This is a genomic window from Streptomyces sp. NPDC006655, assembly GCF_040703965.1.
Classification (GTDB): Bacteria; Actinomycetota; Actinomycetes; order Streptomycetales; family Streptomycetaceae; genus Streptomyces.
In genome coordinates this window covers 121,496-135,679 of the sequence record NZ_JBEYJU010000010.1, presented here as the reverse complement: position 1 = coordinate 135,679, position 14,184 = coordinate 121,496, and the positions used below count along the sequence as shown (strand labels likewise).

General features: G+C 70.4%; 16 protein-coding genes. 4 read left to right on the top strand and 12 right to left on the bottom strand.

What is annotated here, in order from left to right; all coding sequences use genetic code 11:
- Positions 1-4 precede the first annotated feature (4 nt).
- The 9 genes from AB0958_RS08765 to AB0958_RS08725 all read right to left on the bottom strand — a co-directional run bounded on the left by AB0958_RS08765 (position 5) and on the right by AB0958_RS08725 (position 9,056).
- Positions 5-901 carry a hypothetical protein gene (locus AB0958_RS08765; protein ID WP_366889630.1) on the bottom strand — a complete coding sequence of 299 codons (897 nt, stop codon included), beginning with the start codon at positions 899-901 and terminating at the stop codon, positions 5-7.
- On the bottom strand, positions 898-5,943 hold the full coding sequence (locus AB0958_RS08760; RefSeq protein ID WP_366889629.1) for a phage tail tape measure protein: 5,046 nt from the start codon (positions 5,941-5,943) through the stop codon (positions 898-900). Before AB0958_RS08760 ends, AB0958_RS08765 begins: the two co-directional genes overlap by 4 nt.
- Positions 5,944-5,952: 9 nt before the next feature.
- The gene (locus AB0958_RS08755; RefSeq protein WP_366889628.1) at positions 5,953-6,414 is read right to left on the bottom strand and encodes a hypothetical protein; all 462 of its coding nucleotides are present in this window, start codon (positions 6,412-6,414) and stop codon (positions 5,953-5,955) included.
- A complete protein-coding gene (locus tag AB0958_RS08750) occupies positions 6,348-6,884 on the bottom strand; it encodes a hypothetical protein (protein WP_366889627.1) in 537 nt (178 codons plus the stop codon). The genes AB0958_RS08755 and AB0958_RS08750 overlap by 67 nt, the downstream gene beginning before the upstream one ends.
- Complete coding sequence (locus AB0958_RS08745; RefSeq protein ID WP_366889625.1) at positions 6,884-7,408, bottom strand: hypothetical protein; 525 nt, start codon at positions 7,406-7,408, stop codon at positions 6,884-6,886. Before AB0958_RS08745 ends, AB0958_RS08750 begins: the two co-directional genes overlap by 1 nt.
- An 86-nt stretch (positions 7,409-7,494) precedes the next feature.
- On the bottom strand, positions 7,495-7,935 hold the full coding sequence (locus AB0958_RS08740; protein ID WP_366889624.1) for a hypothetical protein: 441 nt from the start codon (positions 7,933-7,935) through the stop codon (positions 7,495-7,497).
- Positions 7,932-8,360 (bottom strand): HK97 gp10 family phage protein, encoded by a 429-nt coding sequence (locus AB0958_RS08735; RefSeq protein ID WP_366889623.1) that lies wholly within the window; start codon positions 8,358-8,360, stop codon positions 7,932-7,934. The genes AB0958_RS08740 and AB0958_RS08735 overlap by 4 nt, the downstream gene beginning before the upstream one ends.
- Positions 8,360-8,776 (bottom strand): DUF6093 family protein, encoded by a 417-nt coding sequence (locus AB0958_RS08730; protein WP_366889621.1) that lies wholly within the window; start codon positions 8,774-8,776, stop codon positions 8,360-8,362. Before AB0958_RS08730 ends, AB0958_RS08735 begins: the two co-directional genes overlap by 1 nt.
- Positions 8,766-9,056 carry a hypothetical protein gene (locus tag AB0958_RS08725; protein WP_366889620.1) on the bottom strand — a complete coding sequence of 97 codons (291 nt, stop codon included), beginning with the start codon at positions 9,054-9,056 and terminating at the stop codon, positions 8,766-8,768. Before AB0958_RS08725 ends, AB0958_RS08730 begins: the two co-directional genes overlap by 11 nt.
- Positions 9,057-9,182: 126 nt before the next feature.
- On the opposite strand from AB0958_RS08725, the gene AB0958_RS08720 reads away from it, so the two are divergent.
- A complete protein-coding gene (locus AB0958_RS08720) occupies positions 9,183-9,476 on the top strand; it encodes a hypothetical protein (RefSeq protein WP_366889619.1) in 294 nt (97 codons plus the stop codon).
- A gap of 49 nt (positions 9,477-9,525) precedes the next feature.
- Here the strand turns inward: AB0958_RS08720 and AB0958_RS08715 are convergent, their stop codons facing one another.
- Both AB0958_RS08715 and AB0958_RS08710 read right to left on the bottom strand, forming a co-directional pair.
- A complete protein-coding gene (locus AB0958_RS08715) occupies positions 9,526-9,786 on the bottom strand; it encodes a DUF397 domain-containing protein (protein WP_366889618.1) in 261 nt (86 codons plus the stop codon).
- A complete protein-coding gene (locus AB0958_RS08710; protein WP_366889617.1) occupies positions 9,783-10,664 on the bottom strand; it encodes a helix-turn-helix transcriptional regulator in 882 nt (293 codons plus the stop codon). The genes AB0958_RS08715 and AB0958_RS08710 overlap by 4 nt, the downstream gene beginning before the upstream one ends.
- A gap of 219 nt (positions 10,665-10,883) precedes the next feature.
- Here AB0958_RS08710 and AB0958_RS08705 point away from each other — a divergent pair, with 219 nt between their 5' ends.
- The gene (locus AB0958_RS08705) at positions 10,884-12,293 is read left to right on the top strand and encodes a hypothetical protein (protein WP_366889616.1); all 1,410 of its coding nucleotides are present in this window, start codon (positions 10,884-10,886) and stop codon (positions 12,291-12,293) included.
- A 55-nt stretch (positions 12,294-12,348) separates the two neighbouring features.
- A complete protein-coding gene (locus AB0958_RS08700; protein WP_366889615.1) occupies positions 12,349-13,053 on the top strand; it encodes a 2'-5' RNA ligase family protein in 705 nt (234 codons plus the stop codon).
- Here AB0958_RS08700 and AB0958_RS08695 read toward each other — a convergent pair.
- The gene (locus tag AB0958_RS08695) at positions 12,934-13,494 is read right to left on the bottom strand and encodes an ATP-binding protein (RefSeq protein ID WP_366889614.1); all 561 of its coding nucleotides are present in this window, start codon (positions 13,492-13,494) and stop codon (positions 12,934-12,936) included. The genes AB0958_RS08700 and AB0958_RS08695 overlap by 120 nt on opposite strands.
- A 335-nt stretch (positions 13,495-13,829) precedes the next feature.
- On the opposite strand from AB0958_RS08695, the gene AB0958_RS08690 reads away from it, so the two are divergent.
- Positions 13,830-14,009: a hypothetical protein gene (locus AB0958_RS08690; protein ID WP_366889659.1), complete on the top strand. Its 180-nt coding sequence runs from the start codon at positions 13,830-13,832 to the stop codon at positions 14,007-14,009.
- Positions 14,010-14,184 lie beyond the last annotated feature (175 nt).

Below are 14,184 nucleotides of genomic sequence, written 5' to 3'. Positions count from 1 at the left end.
TGGGCTACAGGGCGGCGTAGGCCGCGCGCCAGGTCACGGCCAGTCGGGTGGTGTTGGTGTAGTCGCGGGCGGTCCACCAGATCTCCGAGGCGCCGGGCGGGATGACGAAGGTGTCAAGCCGGGAGGCGGGGGAGAGCGCAGGGGCGAGGTTGCCGGTCCCGTCGCGGAGGATCCAGCGGGTGCCGGGCCGCGTCTCGATGTCGACCTGTTCGCCGCTCCGTAGGGCGACGGACAGCTCGATGACCTGGCCCGACTCGACGTGGCGGATGCGCGGGTTGGTGCACGGGCCGGTGATGCGGAGGGACGGCCAGGCGGGTAGGTCGCCGTCGTTGCGTACCCAGCCACGCCGTTCGTCGGGGATCGCGACACCAGTCGTCAGCGGGGCGACGAGCGGCGCGCGGAAGCCGCCCAGGCCGTCGGCGGACAGGGCGAGGGTGAGAGCGGAGGCGTCGTCGGCGTGGAAGCGGGGGTCGAGTGCCGCGAACTCCAGGTCGAGGGGGATCCAGCCGTGCAGCGTGTTCGCGGTGCTCGTGGCCTCCACTCTGCGCAGACGGCCGTAGAGGCGACGCGTCGTACGGCCCGGCCAGCGCAGGCGCAGCACGGACTGCGCACCCGCGTCCGTCCGTACCGCGGGATCGTCGGCGGCGCGGTGGAGCCGGCCCAGCACGTCGAGGGCCGCGGCTGGATTGCTGGCGGTGCGGATGCCCGCCTCGACACGGATTGTCCGTACGCTGTAGAGGTCGACGCCGGGGAACGCGCCGTCCCCGACGGGGTTATCCACATCCTGTGTGCGAAGTTCGGGGATACCGAGACCCTCGACCTCGCTCACCAGGACGTCGGTTCCGGCGCCCATCAGGACTCCAGAGACCTCGATCTGCCACTCGGCGAGTTCCGCCGTCACAGCCGGCCTCCTCTCCGCGCGTTGCGCAGGCGGCGCATGACCTCGGCGCCGATCTGCTGTGGACTGGCCTGAGTTGAGGACAGGGTGACCGGCATGGTGCCGATCAGCGGCTGCTGCTCCCGTACGACGACGACCTGAACGGAGCTGGCCGGGCGGGCGTCGACCGTGTGCACGGGGCCAACTGGTCCTGCATCTGAGGTCAGTTGGAGACCGAAGCGCTGCGCCACGTCGGCGAGTACCGCCGTCGCCGCCGTGCGCTTGGCGGAGGCGAGCGGGATGAACGCCTCCCCACCCGTACTCGCCTCCGCGAACTTGATCAGGGCGGTGGGCGAGGAGTAGATGCCGGGCTCCCAGACGCCACCGTTCGCGTAGGCCAGGCCCTTGGTCGCCTTGGCCAGGTCGTCGAGGAACTTCGTTGCGCGGGAGCCGAGGGCGGACTTGATGCGGGTCTTGCCGAGGTTGCCGATCTCGATGACGCGGTCCTCCTCCAGGCCGGTGGTGTCGGCGACCTTGTGGATGCCCGTGCTGCTCGACTTGATCGCGCCGATGATGTCGAGGAGGTCGGTGAGGTCCTCGGCCGCGAGCGTCTTGTCGGCCGCCTTCGCCGCCTCGTCGGCCTTCTTCGCCTTCTTCTTGTCCTTCACCGCCTCGGCGGCCAGGTCCTCGGCGGCTTCGTCACCCTGTTCGGCGAGCCTCGCGGCGAGGTCCCCGTAGCCGAGGGTGGCGAGTTTGGTCAGGTTCTTCTCGAAGGCGCTCTGGTCCTTCACGGCCCGCTTGAGCTGGGTGGTGAAGTTGCCCAGGGACGCCTTCGCGACCAGCCCCAGCCGCTCCAGGTCGGAGGTCATGGCCTTGAGGTACTTCGACGAGCCGGTGGCCATCTTGTGGGTCAGTTCGATGCCGTCCTCGCCCATCGCCTCCAACGCGTCGGCCACGTCCTGGCCCGCGCGGCCGGCGACGGTTCGCAGGTCCTTGCGCCACCGCTCGGACCTCTTCACCGCCTTGTCGAGGTTCTTCTCGAACTTCGACAGGTCGAAGACGTCGACCTCCTTGCCCTTCCGCTTCACGGTGCGCATGGAGTCCGACCGGATCGTCGTCACCGAGACCAGCTCGCTGCCGCCGGAAGGGCTGTAGGACCAGCCGGACAGGCCGCCGCCCGCGTACCAGGTGACGTCACCGCCGAAGCGCCGGACGACCTCCTCGACGATCGTCTTGCTGCGCGGGCGCTTGCTCGCGGCGAGCGGCACGTACGCCTCGCCCTGCGTCTCCGGCTCGGCCCACACCCGCCAGGAGCCAGCGGGGGCGATCTGCGCGACGTGGTTCTCACGCCGTACGCCACCGTTGGCGAAGTAGTCGACGACCGCGCCGTCCGCGCGGGCCTGGATGGCGTCGGGGATGCCGTTGCCGTCCCGGTCCCAGGACGTGGCCTTGAGGTAGACGCCCACGCCGACGTTGTTGCCGGTGATGTTGTTGATCGCGCCCTGGATGGTGTGGAGCGCGGTCAGCGGCGGCTGGACGGGGACGGTGACCTCGGCCTGGCCGTCCGGCATGTTCTGCACCTGGAAGCCGAGGTCCTGAAGTGCCTTGCGAGCTGCGGCTGTTGGCGCGCTGATGGTGACGGTCCTGGCGTATGGCGTCTTGGTCAGCTGGGCTTCCACGGCCTTCAGGCTGGTGAGCGCGCCGACGGTCGCGGCACTGACCTTCACTGTCTTGTGGTCGGGAGTGGAGCTGAGCTGGTCGATGAGGGCTTGAAGTGCGCCGCGGGCGCTCTTCGTCGGAGCCGTGATCCTGATCTGGCGGGTGCCCGGGATGGTCTCGACCTTGTAGCCCAGGTCCTTGAGGTCCTTCTGTGCCTCGGTGCTGAGGGAGTCCACCTGGATGGTGGCCTTCTTCGGGAAGCGGTCGAACTCGGCCTGAACGGCGAGGAGATCGGCCAGAGTAGAGTCCATGCCCTCCGTCTCCAGCAGGAGCGAGACCCTCGACGGCAGCAGGCCGAGACTGTCGGCTACCGCCTCGGCCTGCGCGCGCGTCAGCCCGTAGCCCTTGGCCGCCTCGACCGCGGCGGCCCTCGCCTTCGTCATCTGAGCGCGGGCGGCGGACAGGGACTCGGTGAGCGGCCGCCCGTTCTGCTGGGCGAGGGCGTAGGCGGAGACGGACGCGTCGGCGGCGGCGTCACTCAGCGAGGTCAGGGACTGGTAGAGCTGCTGGCCGTTACGGCTGGCGGTGTTCAGGGTGCCGTTGTTGTTCAGCAGGGCCTTGCCGTAGCCGTCGGCTTTGTCGATGCCGTCTGCCAGGGCCTCGTTCACGTCGAGGACGGCGCTGTTGACGCGGGCCTCGGCGGCCTGGAGGGAGATGCTGCCGCCGGAGAGGAGGTCGAGGGCGTCCTTCAGCGCACGCGTTCGGGTATCGGCGTCGGCGGTCCTGTCGGCGAGGGCGCTCACGGCGGTCCTGAGCCGGTCGTACGCGCTCGTCCCGGCCTTCGTGTCGCTACTGGCGTCGGCGAGGCGCTTGGCGTTCCTGACGCTCTCGGCCATCTCGCCCTTGACCTCACCGAGCGCGTCCGCTGCGGTCCTGGCCTTCAGACCGGTGTCGGTGTACGTCTTCGCGGCGCCGCCCTGCGTGGCGATCCACTTGACGTTCGCCTCGGCGGTCGCGTCCAACTCCGCCTGCAGGTCTTCCAGCGACTGCCCCTGTCCCAGGTAGACGTCGGTGAGCTCGTGCATGGAGACGCCGGCACTCTCCATGACGTCGACGAGCTTCTCCTTGCCGTCACGGATCTTGGTGTCGAGCAGGGTCTGGGCGGCGGCCCGGCGCACGTTGTCGTCGACGACGCCGTTGGACTCGCGCAACGCGTCGGTGAGCGTGCTCACCCGCTGCTCGTGTTCGGCCGCCGCCTGGGCGGCCTTCCGCTGCTGGTCCGCGAGGAGCCCGAGACCGAAGGTCGCGGCAACCATGGCGGCACCCCACGGCCCGCCCATGAACGCCACGAGCCCACGGCCGGCGCCGAGGAGCCCCGCCCCGGCCGCGCGGGCCACGCCGCTGAGCGTGCCGGCGAAACCGGACGTCGGGCCCTGGGCGCCGCGGAAGGCGGCGGCCATCTGACCCACGATGGGGATCCGCGTCTGCAGTACCGCGAACGCCGCCGCGTACCTCGACAGTGACACCCCGGACCGCGCGGCCAGGTTCTGCTGCACCAGCATCTGCGCGCCGAAGCCCCGCCAGGCACCGGTCAGCCGACCGCCAACCGTCGAGGCGAGCCCGCCCAGCACCGGCCCGAGGCGCCGGGCAAGGAACATGGCGGCGATCGCCGTCTGCACGGGCCCGGGCAGTGACCCGAACGCCCGCACTAGAGATCCGACCACCTCACCCACCGGGACGAGCACGGCGGACAGCCCGGCGACCGCGGACATGGCGAGGTCGGCGGCCGTGACGAGAACATCGAGGCTGGTGCTGGCCCCGCTGGACTCGTCGCCGAGCACACCGAGCGCGGAGGCGACCGGTGCGGCGCCCTCGGCGGCGTTGCCGAGGACCTCGCCCAGGGTGCGGGCCGCGTTGACGAGGAGGTTCAGCCCAGTGGCCAGGCCGTGCTCGCCGAGGGCCTGCAGCGGGCCGAGGAACTGCTCGGCCTCCTCGACCAGTTCGCCGAGTCCGCCGCGTGCGCTGTCCCTGAGTTCCGGGCCGTAGAGGGTGGCCAGGTCGCGCCCGTACTCGATCGCGGCGACGAGGTACGGGGTCGCGCCGGACATGCCGCGCGTCAGGAGTCGGGTGACGTACTCCAGTCCCGGGGCCATCGCGTCGTACAGGGCGAGCCCGGTCTGCTGGGCCTGCTTGCGCAGCACTGTCATCGCGCCCGCGAGCCCTTGTCCGCGGGCGGCGGTGATCTGCGCGGCCGCGCCACTCTCCCGTACGGCCTGGCTGAGCGCGTCGAAGGACTCGGTGCCCTGGTGGGCCAGTGCGATGGCGCCCGACATGGCGGGCTTGCCCATCGCCTTCTTCACCGCGGCGGTGAAGTCCTGCTGGGACATCTCGTGCTGGGCTCGGCTCAGCTCCTCGATGACGTACCGCAGGCCCTTGAACCGGCCCTGCGTGTCCCAGGCCTCGATGCCCAGAGCCTCCAGGCCGTCGCGCATCTCCTTGGTGGGCGCGGCGAGGTTGGCCATCATGCCCCGGAGCGCGGTGCCGGCGGTCTGGCCGAGGATGCCGGCCTTGCCGAGCATGCCGATCGCGCTGGCCGCGTCCTCCATGCTCACGCCGAGGCCGGCGGCGACCGGGCCGGCGTAGCGCATCGCGTAGTAGATGTCGATGATGCCGCCGGAGGCGTTGTTCGCGGTGGCGGCGAGGATGTCGGAGGCGCGGGCGGCCTGGTCGGCGCCGAGGCCGAACTGGTCCATGATGTCGCCGAGGTAGCGGGCTGAGTCGGCCGCGTTGACCCCGGCGGCGGAGGCGAGTTCGAGCGAGGCTCGGGTGGCCGTGATGGCCTGATCGGTGCGGAAGCCCGCCCTCGCCAGCTCCACCATCGCCTCGGCGGCGTCGGCCGCGGTGGTGGTCGGCAGGGTGAGGTCGTTGCCGAGCCGGTTGGCCATCCAGGCGGCACGTTGCATCTGCCCGGCGGTGGCCCCCGTCACCGCCTGGAAGGTGTTCATCTGCCGCTGGTAGCGGTTGCCCTCCTCGACGAGCTGTTCGGTGCCGAGGACCAGGGCGCCACCGGCGAGGAGGCTGGTGAGGGCGGTGGCCTGGCGGCCGGCGCTGCGGAGAGAGCGCTCAAGCGTGTGGGCGTCGTTGCCCGCCTGGCGCAGGCCGCGCCCGGTCTGGCTGCCGCGTGTGTTGAGGGCGCCGAGTCGGGTGGCGGCGGTGCGGGCCTGGGCGCCGAGGGTGTTGATCTGCTGGGCGGTGCGGCGGCTGGAGGAGTCCAGCGTGTCGAGGCGGCGGTCGAGGTCGCGCGTGCGACGGCCCAGGTCCTGGGCCGCGTCGGCGGCCGAACGCAGGCCGGAGATGAGGCTGTTGGCCTGGGCTGTCAGCTGGACGGTGAGGTTGTACGTCGCCATCCGGCCCGCTCACCGCCCGCCTGTCGTCAGCTCGGACTGGTCGGACTGGTCTGGCGGGGCGTCGCGGTGGAGCGCCTCGTAGGCGGGCCGGGGCAGCAGGGTGACCTTGATGCCGTACCCGGCGCGTCCCTCGGGCACCTGGTCGCGCTCCTGGGCGATCAGCTCGCAGCCAGGGCAGCGCACGGTGTCCGTGACGTACGCGTGCCGGTGCCCGCCCACGGCCTGGTCCCACTCGTCGAGCCGCGTACGGCAGTCCGGGCACACCGTGCGCTGCCATCGCTGCCAGGCCAGGGCCTTGGCCCGGTCCAGGTCGCTCCAACGGCCGTCCCCGCCGAGGAACCGCGAGTGCGGGATGCCGTACTGCTCGCACAGCTCCAGCTCGGCCCGCAGCCAGGGGTCGGCCTTCAGCCTTTTCCCAGGTCGGTCCGGTCGGTACGGGCTTCCTGCTGCACCTCCCAGGCGGCCTCCCACAGGGCGTTCGCGTCCGGGGCCGACCAGGCGTCCAGTAGCTCGCGGGCCTCGGCCTCGGTCATGCCGTCCGTGGACGAAGCCGAGATGAGCGCGGCGGGGAAGGTGTTGGGGTTGAACGCCGACCCGTCGGCAGCCTGTTCGTCGGTGGGCGGGTGCGTGTGGAGGAGCTCCTCGAGGACTGGGCGCGGCAGTGCGCGGAAGGTGAGATGGATCGAGGCCGTGCGCAGAGCCGCGGCTGCGGCGTCGTACCGCCGACCTGTCTCCGCGGCTCGCTCGGCGAGGAGGCCGTTGTCCGCGTCGCTCCTGGCCAGGACCCGCGCACGGTCGGCGGCTCTTCTGGCCTCGTCGTACTCCGCCCGCAAGGCTGCGTTGTCGCAGATCCGAAGGACGCGTTCTGGCAGCGAGCGGCGCCGCAGCCGCTCCATCTTCTGCTCCCAGGTGGCCAGGCCCTGAGGCTTTCCGGCGGCCATCAGCTGCCTCCGGACGAGGACGAGGATGAGGAGGAAGCGGAGGAGGCGGCCGGGACGGCGGCGTCGAGGGCCGGCGGAGAGGTGATGGAGAAGACCGCCTGGAACTTCGCGGCCTCGTTGCCGGCGTTGTACTGAGCGGTGCGAGAGGCCACTTGGACCTGGAAGGTGTCCATCGACTTCGACCCGGGGATGTCGCCCTTGCGCAGGAAGACGACGTAGCCGACGGCGCCCTTGGGCAGAAGTGTCTCGATGGTGTCGCTGAGCTGGTCCTCGTAGAAGGTGATCGAGGAGTTCTCGGCTTTGTCGTTGCCCGGGATGGAGGACGAGAAGGTCGACGCCATGTCCGGCGTCTCGATCGCCTCGTTCGTCAGCGACCAGCCGTCGACGTCGCTGATCGCCTCGGTGAGGTCGGTGGCGTTCGGCGCCGAGATCTCCGCACGGGTCGGGACGAGGCCGGCGGAGGCCACCTTCGTCAACCACAGGATCTTGGTGATGCCGCGCCGCATGAAGCGCTGCTGAGCCACGGGGCACTCCTGGACGGGTGCTGCGCCGGGCTGGTCGGCCGGGCGTCCGCGTGGCTCCGCGGTGAGGTGTCGTGAATCGAAGGGGATCAGGCGGCGGGCGTCACGGTGATCGTGAACCGCTGCACGTAGGTAACGATACTGCCCTGCGAACCGTCAACCGGTTCTCCATCGGCGTCGTAGGTCAACTCCCGGTCGATGACCCGTATCCCGGCGACTCGGATGTCCGTACGCCAGCCGCCCGGCGTACGGTCGAAGAGCGTGCCACGGACCCGGTCGCCGAGCCACTGCACCTGGTCCGCCTGCTCACCGACGCTGGTCGCCTGGTACGTCCATGTCGCGTCCGCGTGCCAGTCGCCGAACGACGGGCCGGAGAACTCGCCGGGCAGGCTGTCGAGGATCAGGTACGGGTACGCCGCGGACCCGCCGTCCATCGCGCGCGGCAGGACGGTGAGCCCGCAGGGCCGTCCGGTCCCGGTGGTGAGCACGTCGATGAGCACCCTGGTGAGCGGTAGTCGAGGAGGGCTCATCGTGGCAGCACTCCGCTGCGTAGGGCCTCCAGGAAGCCGGGCTCGGTCTGTCGGAAGGCCGGCTCGATGTGCGGGTACGGCGGTTGCCGGTACTGGCGCCCCAGCCGGTCGACACCGACGAAGCCGTACTCCAGCCGACGCGACTGCGGGGCCTCGGTGAACACAACGGCAGTCACCTGCCCTCCGGTCACGGTCACCCTGACGTCCCAGGACGCCCGGTACTGACCGGTGATGACGTTCGGCCCAGGTCGCCCGGAGGCGTTCTTCTGGATGCGGACCCGTAGGAGCATGGCGTGATGCCGGGTGATCGCCCGCGTCCGGGCCCGGACGGCTGGCCCCATGCGCGACAGCGCCGCAGCCAACTCGATCGGGTCCCGGAACGCGGGCGCGTCGGGGTGCGCGTTGGGATGGGAGTTCAGCACCATCAGCCGATCGCCTCCAGGCGCACCACGCGCACCACCGCATAGGTACCGACAGCGACTTCTGCAACCCGGAACCGGCGGCCCACAAGCTGCACGTCACGCACGGAACGAGAGACGCTCAGCATGTCGTCGACCCTCGCCTGAGGTGCGGAGAGCGGCAGCAGGGCCTGGTACGCGGTCGAGGCGGGGAGTGAGGCGACCATGGCGTCCAGGGGTGGGACGGCCGAGAGCTGCCCTGGACGCACGATGGCCCCAGATCCCTCCCACAGCGGCACGGACGCCTGGCCGGCAGACCTCAGCTCGCCTGTCTCCTCGTCCAGCTTGTCACCCGAGTCACCGTCCGCGTCCCGCCACAACCGGAGCTCGTCGTCGAGAAGCCGTTCCACAACCCGGCGCACACCCGACAGATCAAGTGCCACGGGCCCACTCCACCAACTGCCGCAGCACGGCCGCCGTACCGCCACCGGGCACGTTCTCCAGGTCCATCCGAGCGAGCGCCGCCCGTTCGACCTCCAGCGGATCGAGCGCCTCCAGGAACGCGGCGGCCGCCGGACCAGGATCTGGAGGCACACCGATCTGGACCTGGGCGAGCAGATCCAGCGTGGCTGGCCAGGTGCTGGTCGGACGCAAGTGCAATACGACGCGTGGGAGGTCGTGCGGCGCGGCATGGACATCGACCGCTGTCACGTGCTCGCTCATGTCGTGTCCGTCGACCGCGACCGCGTGGGACCGCCCATCGAAGGAGAGTTGAAAACGAGTCGGCGTTGTCACCGGCGGAGCCTAACGGCCCCTCCGCTGTCACTGGTGTGACTTATCGTTCGCCTCATGGCACTCACGGACATCACCGCTTCAGCGGTCATCCAGGCAATCGAGGAATTCGACAGACTCGGCCGTGATGGTTTTCTGGAGACTCACGGTTTCGGACGCGCGCGCCGCTACCTCCTGGAGCACAACGGTAAGGTCTACGACTCCAAGGCGATCGTGGGCGTCGCTCACGGATACGTCCCAGGACAGGAAGCGCTGGCGTCCAGCCAGTTTTCCGGAGGAGAAGGTCACGCGGTCTCGGTGCTTCGTGAACTGGGCTTCTCGGTTGTCGATGGGGCCGCGGACAGTGCTTGAGGTGCCAACTCCTCGCCTTAGCTGAGGAACGGCCTTGAGCGGAGCGCGGTTACGCGCCCTGCGGTGCGTGATCGACGCCTTGGATGAACGCCGCGAAGGAGTCCACGGCGACGATCAGCACAGGCCCCTGCAGAGCCTTGCTGTCGCGGATCGCGACTCTGGAGCACGTCGTGTTGGTGAGGTCGGCGACCTCCACACAGTCGTTAGCACCCCCGCTGTACGAACTCTTCCGCCACCGCGCGTGCGTGAGATCGACGTCGTGCTGAGCTGGCGTGACGTCGTGCGGGGCGGTCATGTCGGGCGTGCTCACTCTTCGAGCTCCTTGTTGATGCGTGCGATGCGGGTGCGGGTCTCCGACGGGTCGAGGGCGATGCCCCTCAACTGGTCGAAGATGTCCGTGTAGTTCTCCACGTCCTCCGGGGACTCGAGATACACGGAGTTCTTGGGATTCTCCAGCCACACCAGGTCCGGCGTGGGGTGCGGAAAGGTCAGGATGACGAACGGGCCATACAACCCTGGATGCGCGCCGAGCGAGAACGGCAGCAGCTGCACGGTGACGTTCGGCTGCTCGCCCGCCTCCACCAGCTTCCGAGCCTGGTCGCGCATCACCTCGGCGGAGCCGACTGTCCTGCGCAGCACGGCTTCGTCAAGGATCGCCCAGAGTCTGGCGGGGGCTTCGCCACCTAGGCGGCTGTTCTGCCGCTCCATGCGGACTCTGACCAGGGACTCGACCTGCGGCGGGGACAGGTCCCTCCTCATCTGGGAGATCACGGCGCGGGCGTAGTCCTCAGTCTGGAGCAGCCCCGGCACGAGCATCGGCTGGTAGTTGGCGAGATGCGTCGCGCCGGCTTCCAGCGCGAGATAGCCGTCGTAGCGGGTCGGGGTGAGCACCGTGGAGTACTTCCGCCACCAGGGCTTCTGCTGTTCCTTGTCCGCCCGTACGAGGTCGAGCACGTCGGCGCGTCGGTCCTCGTCTGCGACGCCGTACAGGTCCAGCAGGGCTCGGACGAGGACCGGTGTCGTACCGCGTTCGCCGTTCTCGATCCGGCTCAGCGACCCCTGGTTGACCTCCAGTTGATCGGCGACCTCGGTGAGGGTGAGCCCGGTCGCGTCGCGCAGCTCCTTCAGCCGTGCCGCGAGCTGTCGCCGGTACACGGACTGCGGGACCAGGCTTCTCTTCAAGGCCATGCTCGAAGTCTCTCCGTACCGGCGACGCCTCTACAAGCCATTCGGGTCAACTTCTCAAGACATATTGCCTAGTTAGTGGTTGCGTCGGCATGCTGTCAGGAGTCACGGCGCGCGTTCGCACGGGTGCGCGCCGCAGCCGACCGATGGGCGACGCGTCACGCCCTGCTACCCGCACGTGCCTCCGCGTCGGTCCTGCACGCCGCACCGGGAGGGTGGGCCATGCCACGGACAACGCTGTTCCGGCAGCTGCTGCAGCAACGGCACCTGACGACGCACGAGGCCTTCGCCGCCCAGTACGAGCGTGCCGCCGCCCGACTGGCGGAGCTCGACCGCGACCCCCGCCTGGCGTCTCTCCAGGTCTCTCCACGCCAGTACGACCGCTGGTACGGCGGGGAGTTACTGACTCTGCCCCGCCCTGACGCCTGCCGGGTGCTGGAGCACATGCTGGGCAGGCCCGTGTCCGAGCTGTTCTCCACGGCGTACGAGGACGACTCCGCGTACGGCGACTCCGCTTACGACGTTGGCCTCACGCACGACCACGGCGACCTCGCGCACGACCGCGCCGAGGAGCCCCACACGCGCCAGCCGCCCACACGCCGGCGGACCCCGAGCCCCCCTCCGCCACGCGAGGACGACGAGAACCCACTGGACATCGTTGCCCGGACCCGGCAGCTCACGGCCAGCAACGCCGACGACGCGACGCTCGCCTTCCTAGACTCCTCCCTGCAGGGCATCGCCGGCCGGTACGAACAGGACGGGCCGTACGTCCTCCGTCCGCAGGCCCGCCAGGTGCGGCAGCTCGCCCACACCCTCCTCGACGGCCGTCAGCCCCCACGCGCGCGTCGGGAACTCTTCCGTCTCGCCGCACGCGCCTCCGGCCTGCTCGGCTACATGGCCGTGAACACGGGCGACTTCGCGCTCTCGGAGGCGTACTGCACCGAAGCCCGGGACCTCAGCCGTGAGATCGGCGACCTCGACACCGACCTCTGGGCGTGCGGCACTTTCTCCTTCAGCCTCTACTACGCCGGCCGGTACGACGAAGCGGACGCCTGCGCCGCCGCGGCCGTCGAGCGAGCCCCGCGCCACGCCCAGTCCATCCGCCTGCTTGCCAACGGCCGGGCCCGGGCCCTCGGCAAGACCGGGGACCGGCGTGCCGTTGAACGGGCCATCGGACAGGCGATCCAGCTCTCCGACCTACACGAGGTGCCTGCCGGGCTGACCGCCTGCATCTCCTTTGAGCCGTACGGACGGGCCCGGACGCTGGCCAACGCCGTCACGTCACACGTGGCGCTCCGCAACACGGCGCAGGTACTGCGCGACGCCGAGCACATCGACGACCTCGTGGAGCACTCGACCTCCGCTTGGAGCCGTTCGCTCGTACGCCTCGACGTCGCCACCGCGCTGCTGCAGCAGCGCACACCTGACATCGACCACGCGATGGCGCTGGGCCGTGAGGCCCTCCAGCTGTGCGGAGACTCACCGATCAGCTCCGTCTACCAACGCTCCCGTGACCTGCGCGAGCAGGCCGGGCCGTGGTGTGATCACCCAGCCGTGCGCGATTATGGCGACGAGTTCCGGACCTGGAGCTCGCAGCCAGCGGTCCTGGCCATGGCGTCGTCCGCGTCGTAGGCGCCGTCGGAGTCGTCGTACGCCGGGGCAGTGTGAAGCCGAAGGAGTACGTCGGGTGCCCCTGCTCAGCGCCGATCCCGCCGCGTTCCCCGCCGAGCCCCCCGCCGACACGCACGATCCGGCGGTCACCGCGGCCCACGACTGGGCGGCGTTCAGCGCACTGGACGAGATGACCGACCACTGGGCACGCCCCGGCTGGTCGGACGGCAGCCGGGCGTACTACTGGATGCTGACCTTCCCGGACGACCAGCGGCTCGCGGCTCTCGCCAGGCACTGCCAGGAGGAGCTGGTTCCGCTCGGCCTCGACCCGGTGCCGACGGACGGACTGCACATCACCCTCGCCCGCGTGGGAGCACCGGACGCCGTCACCCCCGGCCAGCTGCACAGCCTGGCGCGGGACGCCGAGGCGTCGCTGCCCTCGGCGTTCTCCATACGCGCCATGCCGCTGGCTGGGTCCCGAGGCGCCGTCCGCCTGTCCCTCGGCCCCTGGGAACCCCTGCTGCGGCTGCACCACGCGCTGGCCGAGGCGGGGAGCGGCGTCGGGCTGGCCCCGAAGAAGCCGACGTCCGCCTTCCGGCCGCACCTGAGCCTCGCGTACAACAACCGTCGGCGCCCCGCGGCCCCCGTCGTGAAGGCGGTCTCAGGGCTCCGCGCTCTCCCCGCCGTCGAACTCTCCGTCCCCGCTGTCCAGCTGGTGGAGCTCCGCCGAGAGGGGCGGACGTACCGCTGGGATGTACGGAAGAACGTCCCGCTCGGATAGCGCTCCGGCATCCAGGGCGAGAACCACGACCACTTCCTTGCCGATCGCGGTCGGCCGGGCCAACCACCCGGAGGTCAGGGCCTCCACGAGCAGCAGCCCGAGACCACTGTCCGCCAGTTCTGCCAGCGACATCTCCGCGGACCGTGCCCGGACCCTGGACACCTCCCGTCCCCAGTCAAGGACCCGTAGCACGGCCACGTTCCGGTAGACCTCCACACACATGCGGTCGGGACCGCCGGCCGTGTGTCTGACCGCGTTGCCCACCAGCTCCGAGGCGACCAGAACGGCGTCCTCGACCCGCTCCGGCCGGGCGCATCCAGCAAGGGCCTCGCGAACATGTCGGCGCGCGAGTCCCGCGGGCTCGGCACACTCGGTCAGCTTCACCCAACGGCGTCGTACAGGGGTCCGCCTGCAGAGGGGTTGTTCATCCACCGCGTCCATCGCCACTTCTCGTTTCCGGTAGGCACGGGACCGACCAGCCTCCCCACGCGCGAGCCGCGGCGGTACGCCGCGCCTCCGCCTCTTCGCGCCCGCCGGACGGCGTGCGAACGGCGTACTGACGGCGTACCCCCGCCAACTGCACCCGACGAGGCTCTTCTTCGAGGCGCCGGCCTGGCGCCTCGGCCCACCGGCTGGAGGTGACACGGAATGAGCTGCAGAGCGAGGCAGACCGCACCGAGCGAGATGTCCTCAGGCACGCGCCTGGCGTTGAACGGCTGTTTGCCCCCGTCACCTGCTGAGGCCGCCGACGCCACGGGCTCACGGAGGCCGGCGGCGTGATGACCACCGTGCGGCAAGGGTTTCTCCGCCAGCGACTGGACCAGGTTGGACGAGCACTGCGGCATCCGGCGAAGTACGTCGGCCGGTTCGGCTTCGGCTCCTTCCAGGTGCTGTTCCTGCCTGTCCTGGTGACCGGCACTGCGTTGACCACGCTCTACGCGGGCCAGATCCGGTAGCTCCGGCCCGTGTCCTCGACCCCCCTCTCCGGATGCTCCGAATCCACATCCCCCACGGAATCCGATCAGCCGGAGAGGGGCCGCGCCGCCAGGCGCGAAAGCAGGACCCCGGCCGGTGCGCGGCGCGGCGAGCCGAACACCGGCCGGGCAGCAGTACGACGAACCGTTCGGATCC

Coding starts and splice junctions, on each gene's coding strand:
- AB0958_RS08750 (WP_366889627.1), bottom strand. CDS start 6,884: ATGGCCGCCGGAAAGCCTCAGGGCCTGGCCACCTGGGAGCAGAAGATG.
- AB0958_RS08695 (WP_366889614.1), bottom strand. CDS start 13,494: ATGGACGCGGTGGATGAACAACCCCTCTGCAGGCGGACCCCTGTACGA.
- AB0958_RS08710 (WP_366889617.1), bottom strand. CDS start 10,664: ATGGCCTTGAAGAGAAGCCTGGTCCCGCAGTCCGTGTACCGGCGACAG.
- AB0958_RS08720 (WP_366889619.1), top strand. CDS start 9,183: ATGGCACTCACGGACATCACCGCTTCAGCGGTCATCCAGGCAATCGAG.
- AB0958_RS08740 (WP_366889624.1), bottom strand. CDS start 7,935: ATGAGCCCTCCTCGACTACCGCTCACCAGGGTGCTCATCGACGTGCTC.
- AB0958_RS08760 (WP_366889629.1), bottom strand. CDS start 5,943: ATGGCGACGTACAACCTCACCGTCCAGCTGACAGCCCAGGCCAACAGC.
- AB0958_RS08705 (WP_366889616.1), top strand. CDS start 10,884: ATGCCACGGACAACGCTGTTCCGGCAGCTGCTGCAGCAACGGCACCTG.
- AB0958_RS08735 (WP_366889623.1), bottom strand. CDS start 8,360: ATGGTGCTGAACTCCCATCCCAACGCGCACCCCGACGCGCCCGCGTTC.
- AB0958_RS08725 (WP_366889620.1), bottom strand. CDS start 9,056: ATGAGCGAGCACGTGACAGCGGTCGATGTCCATGCCGCGCCGCACGAC.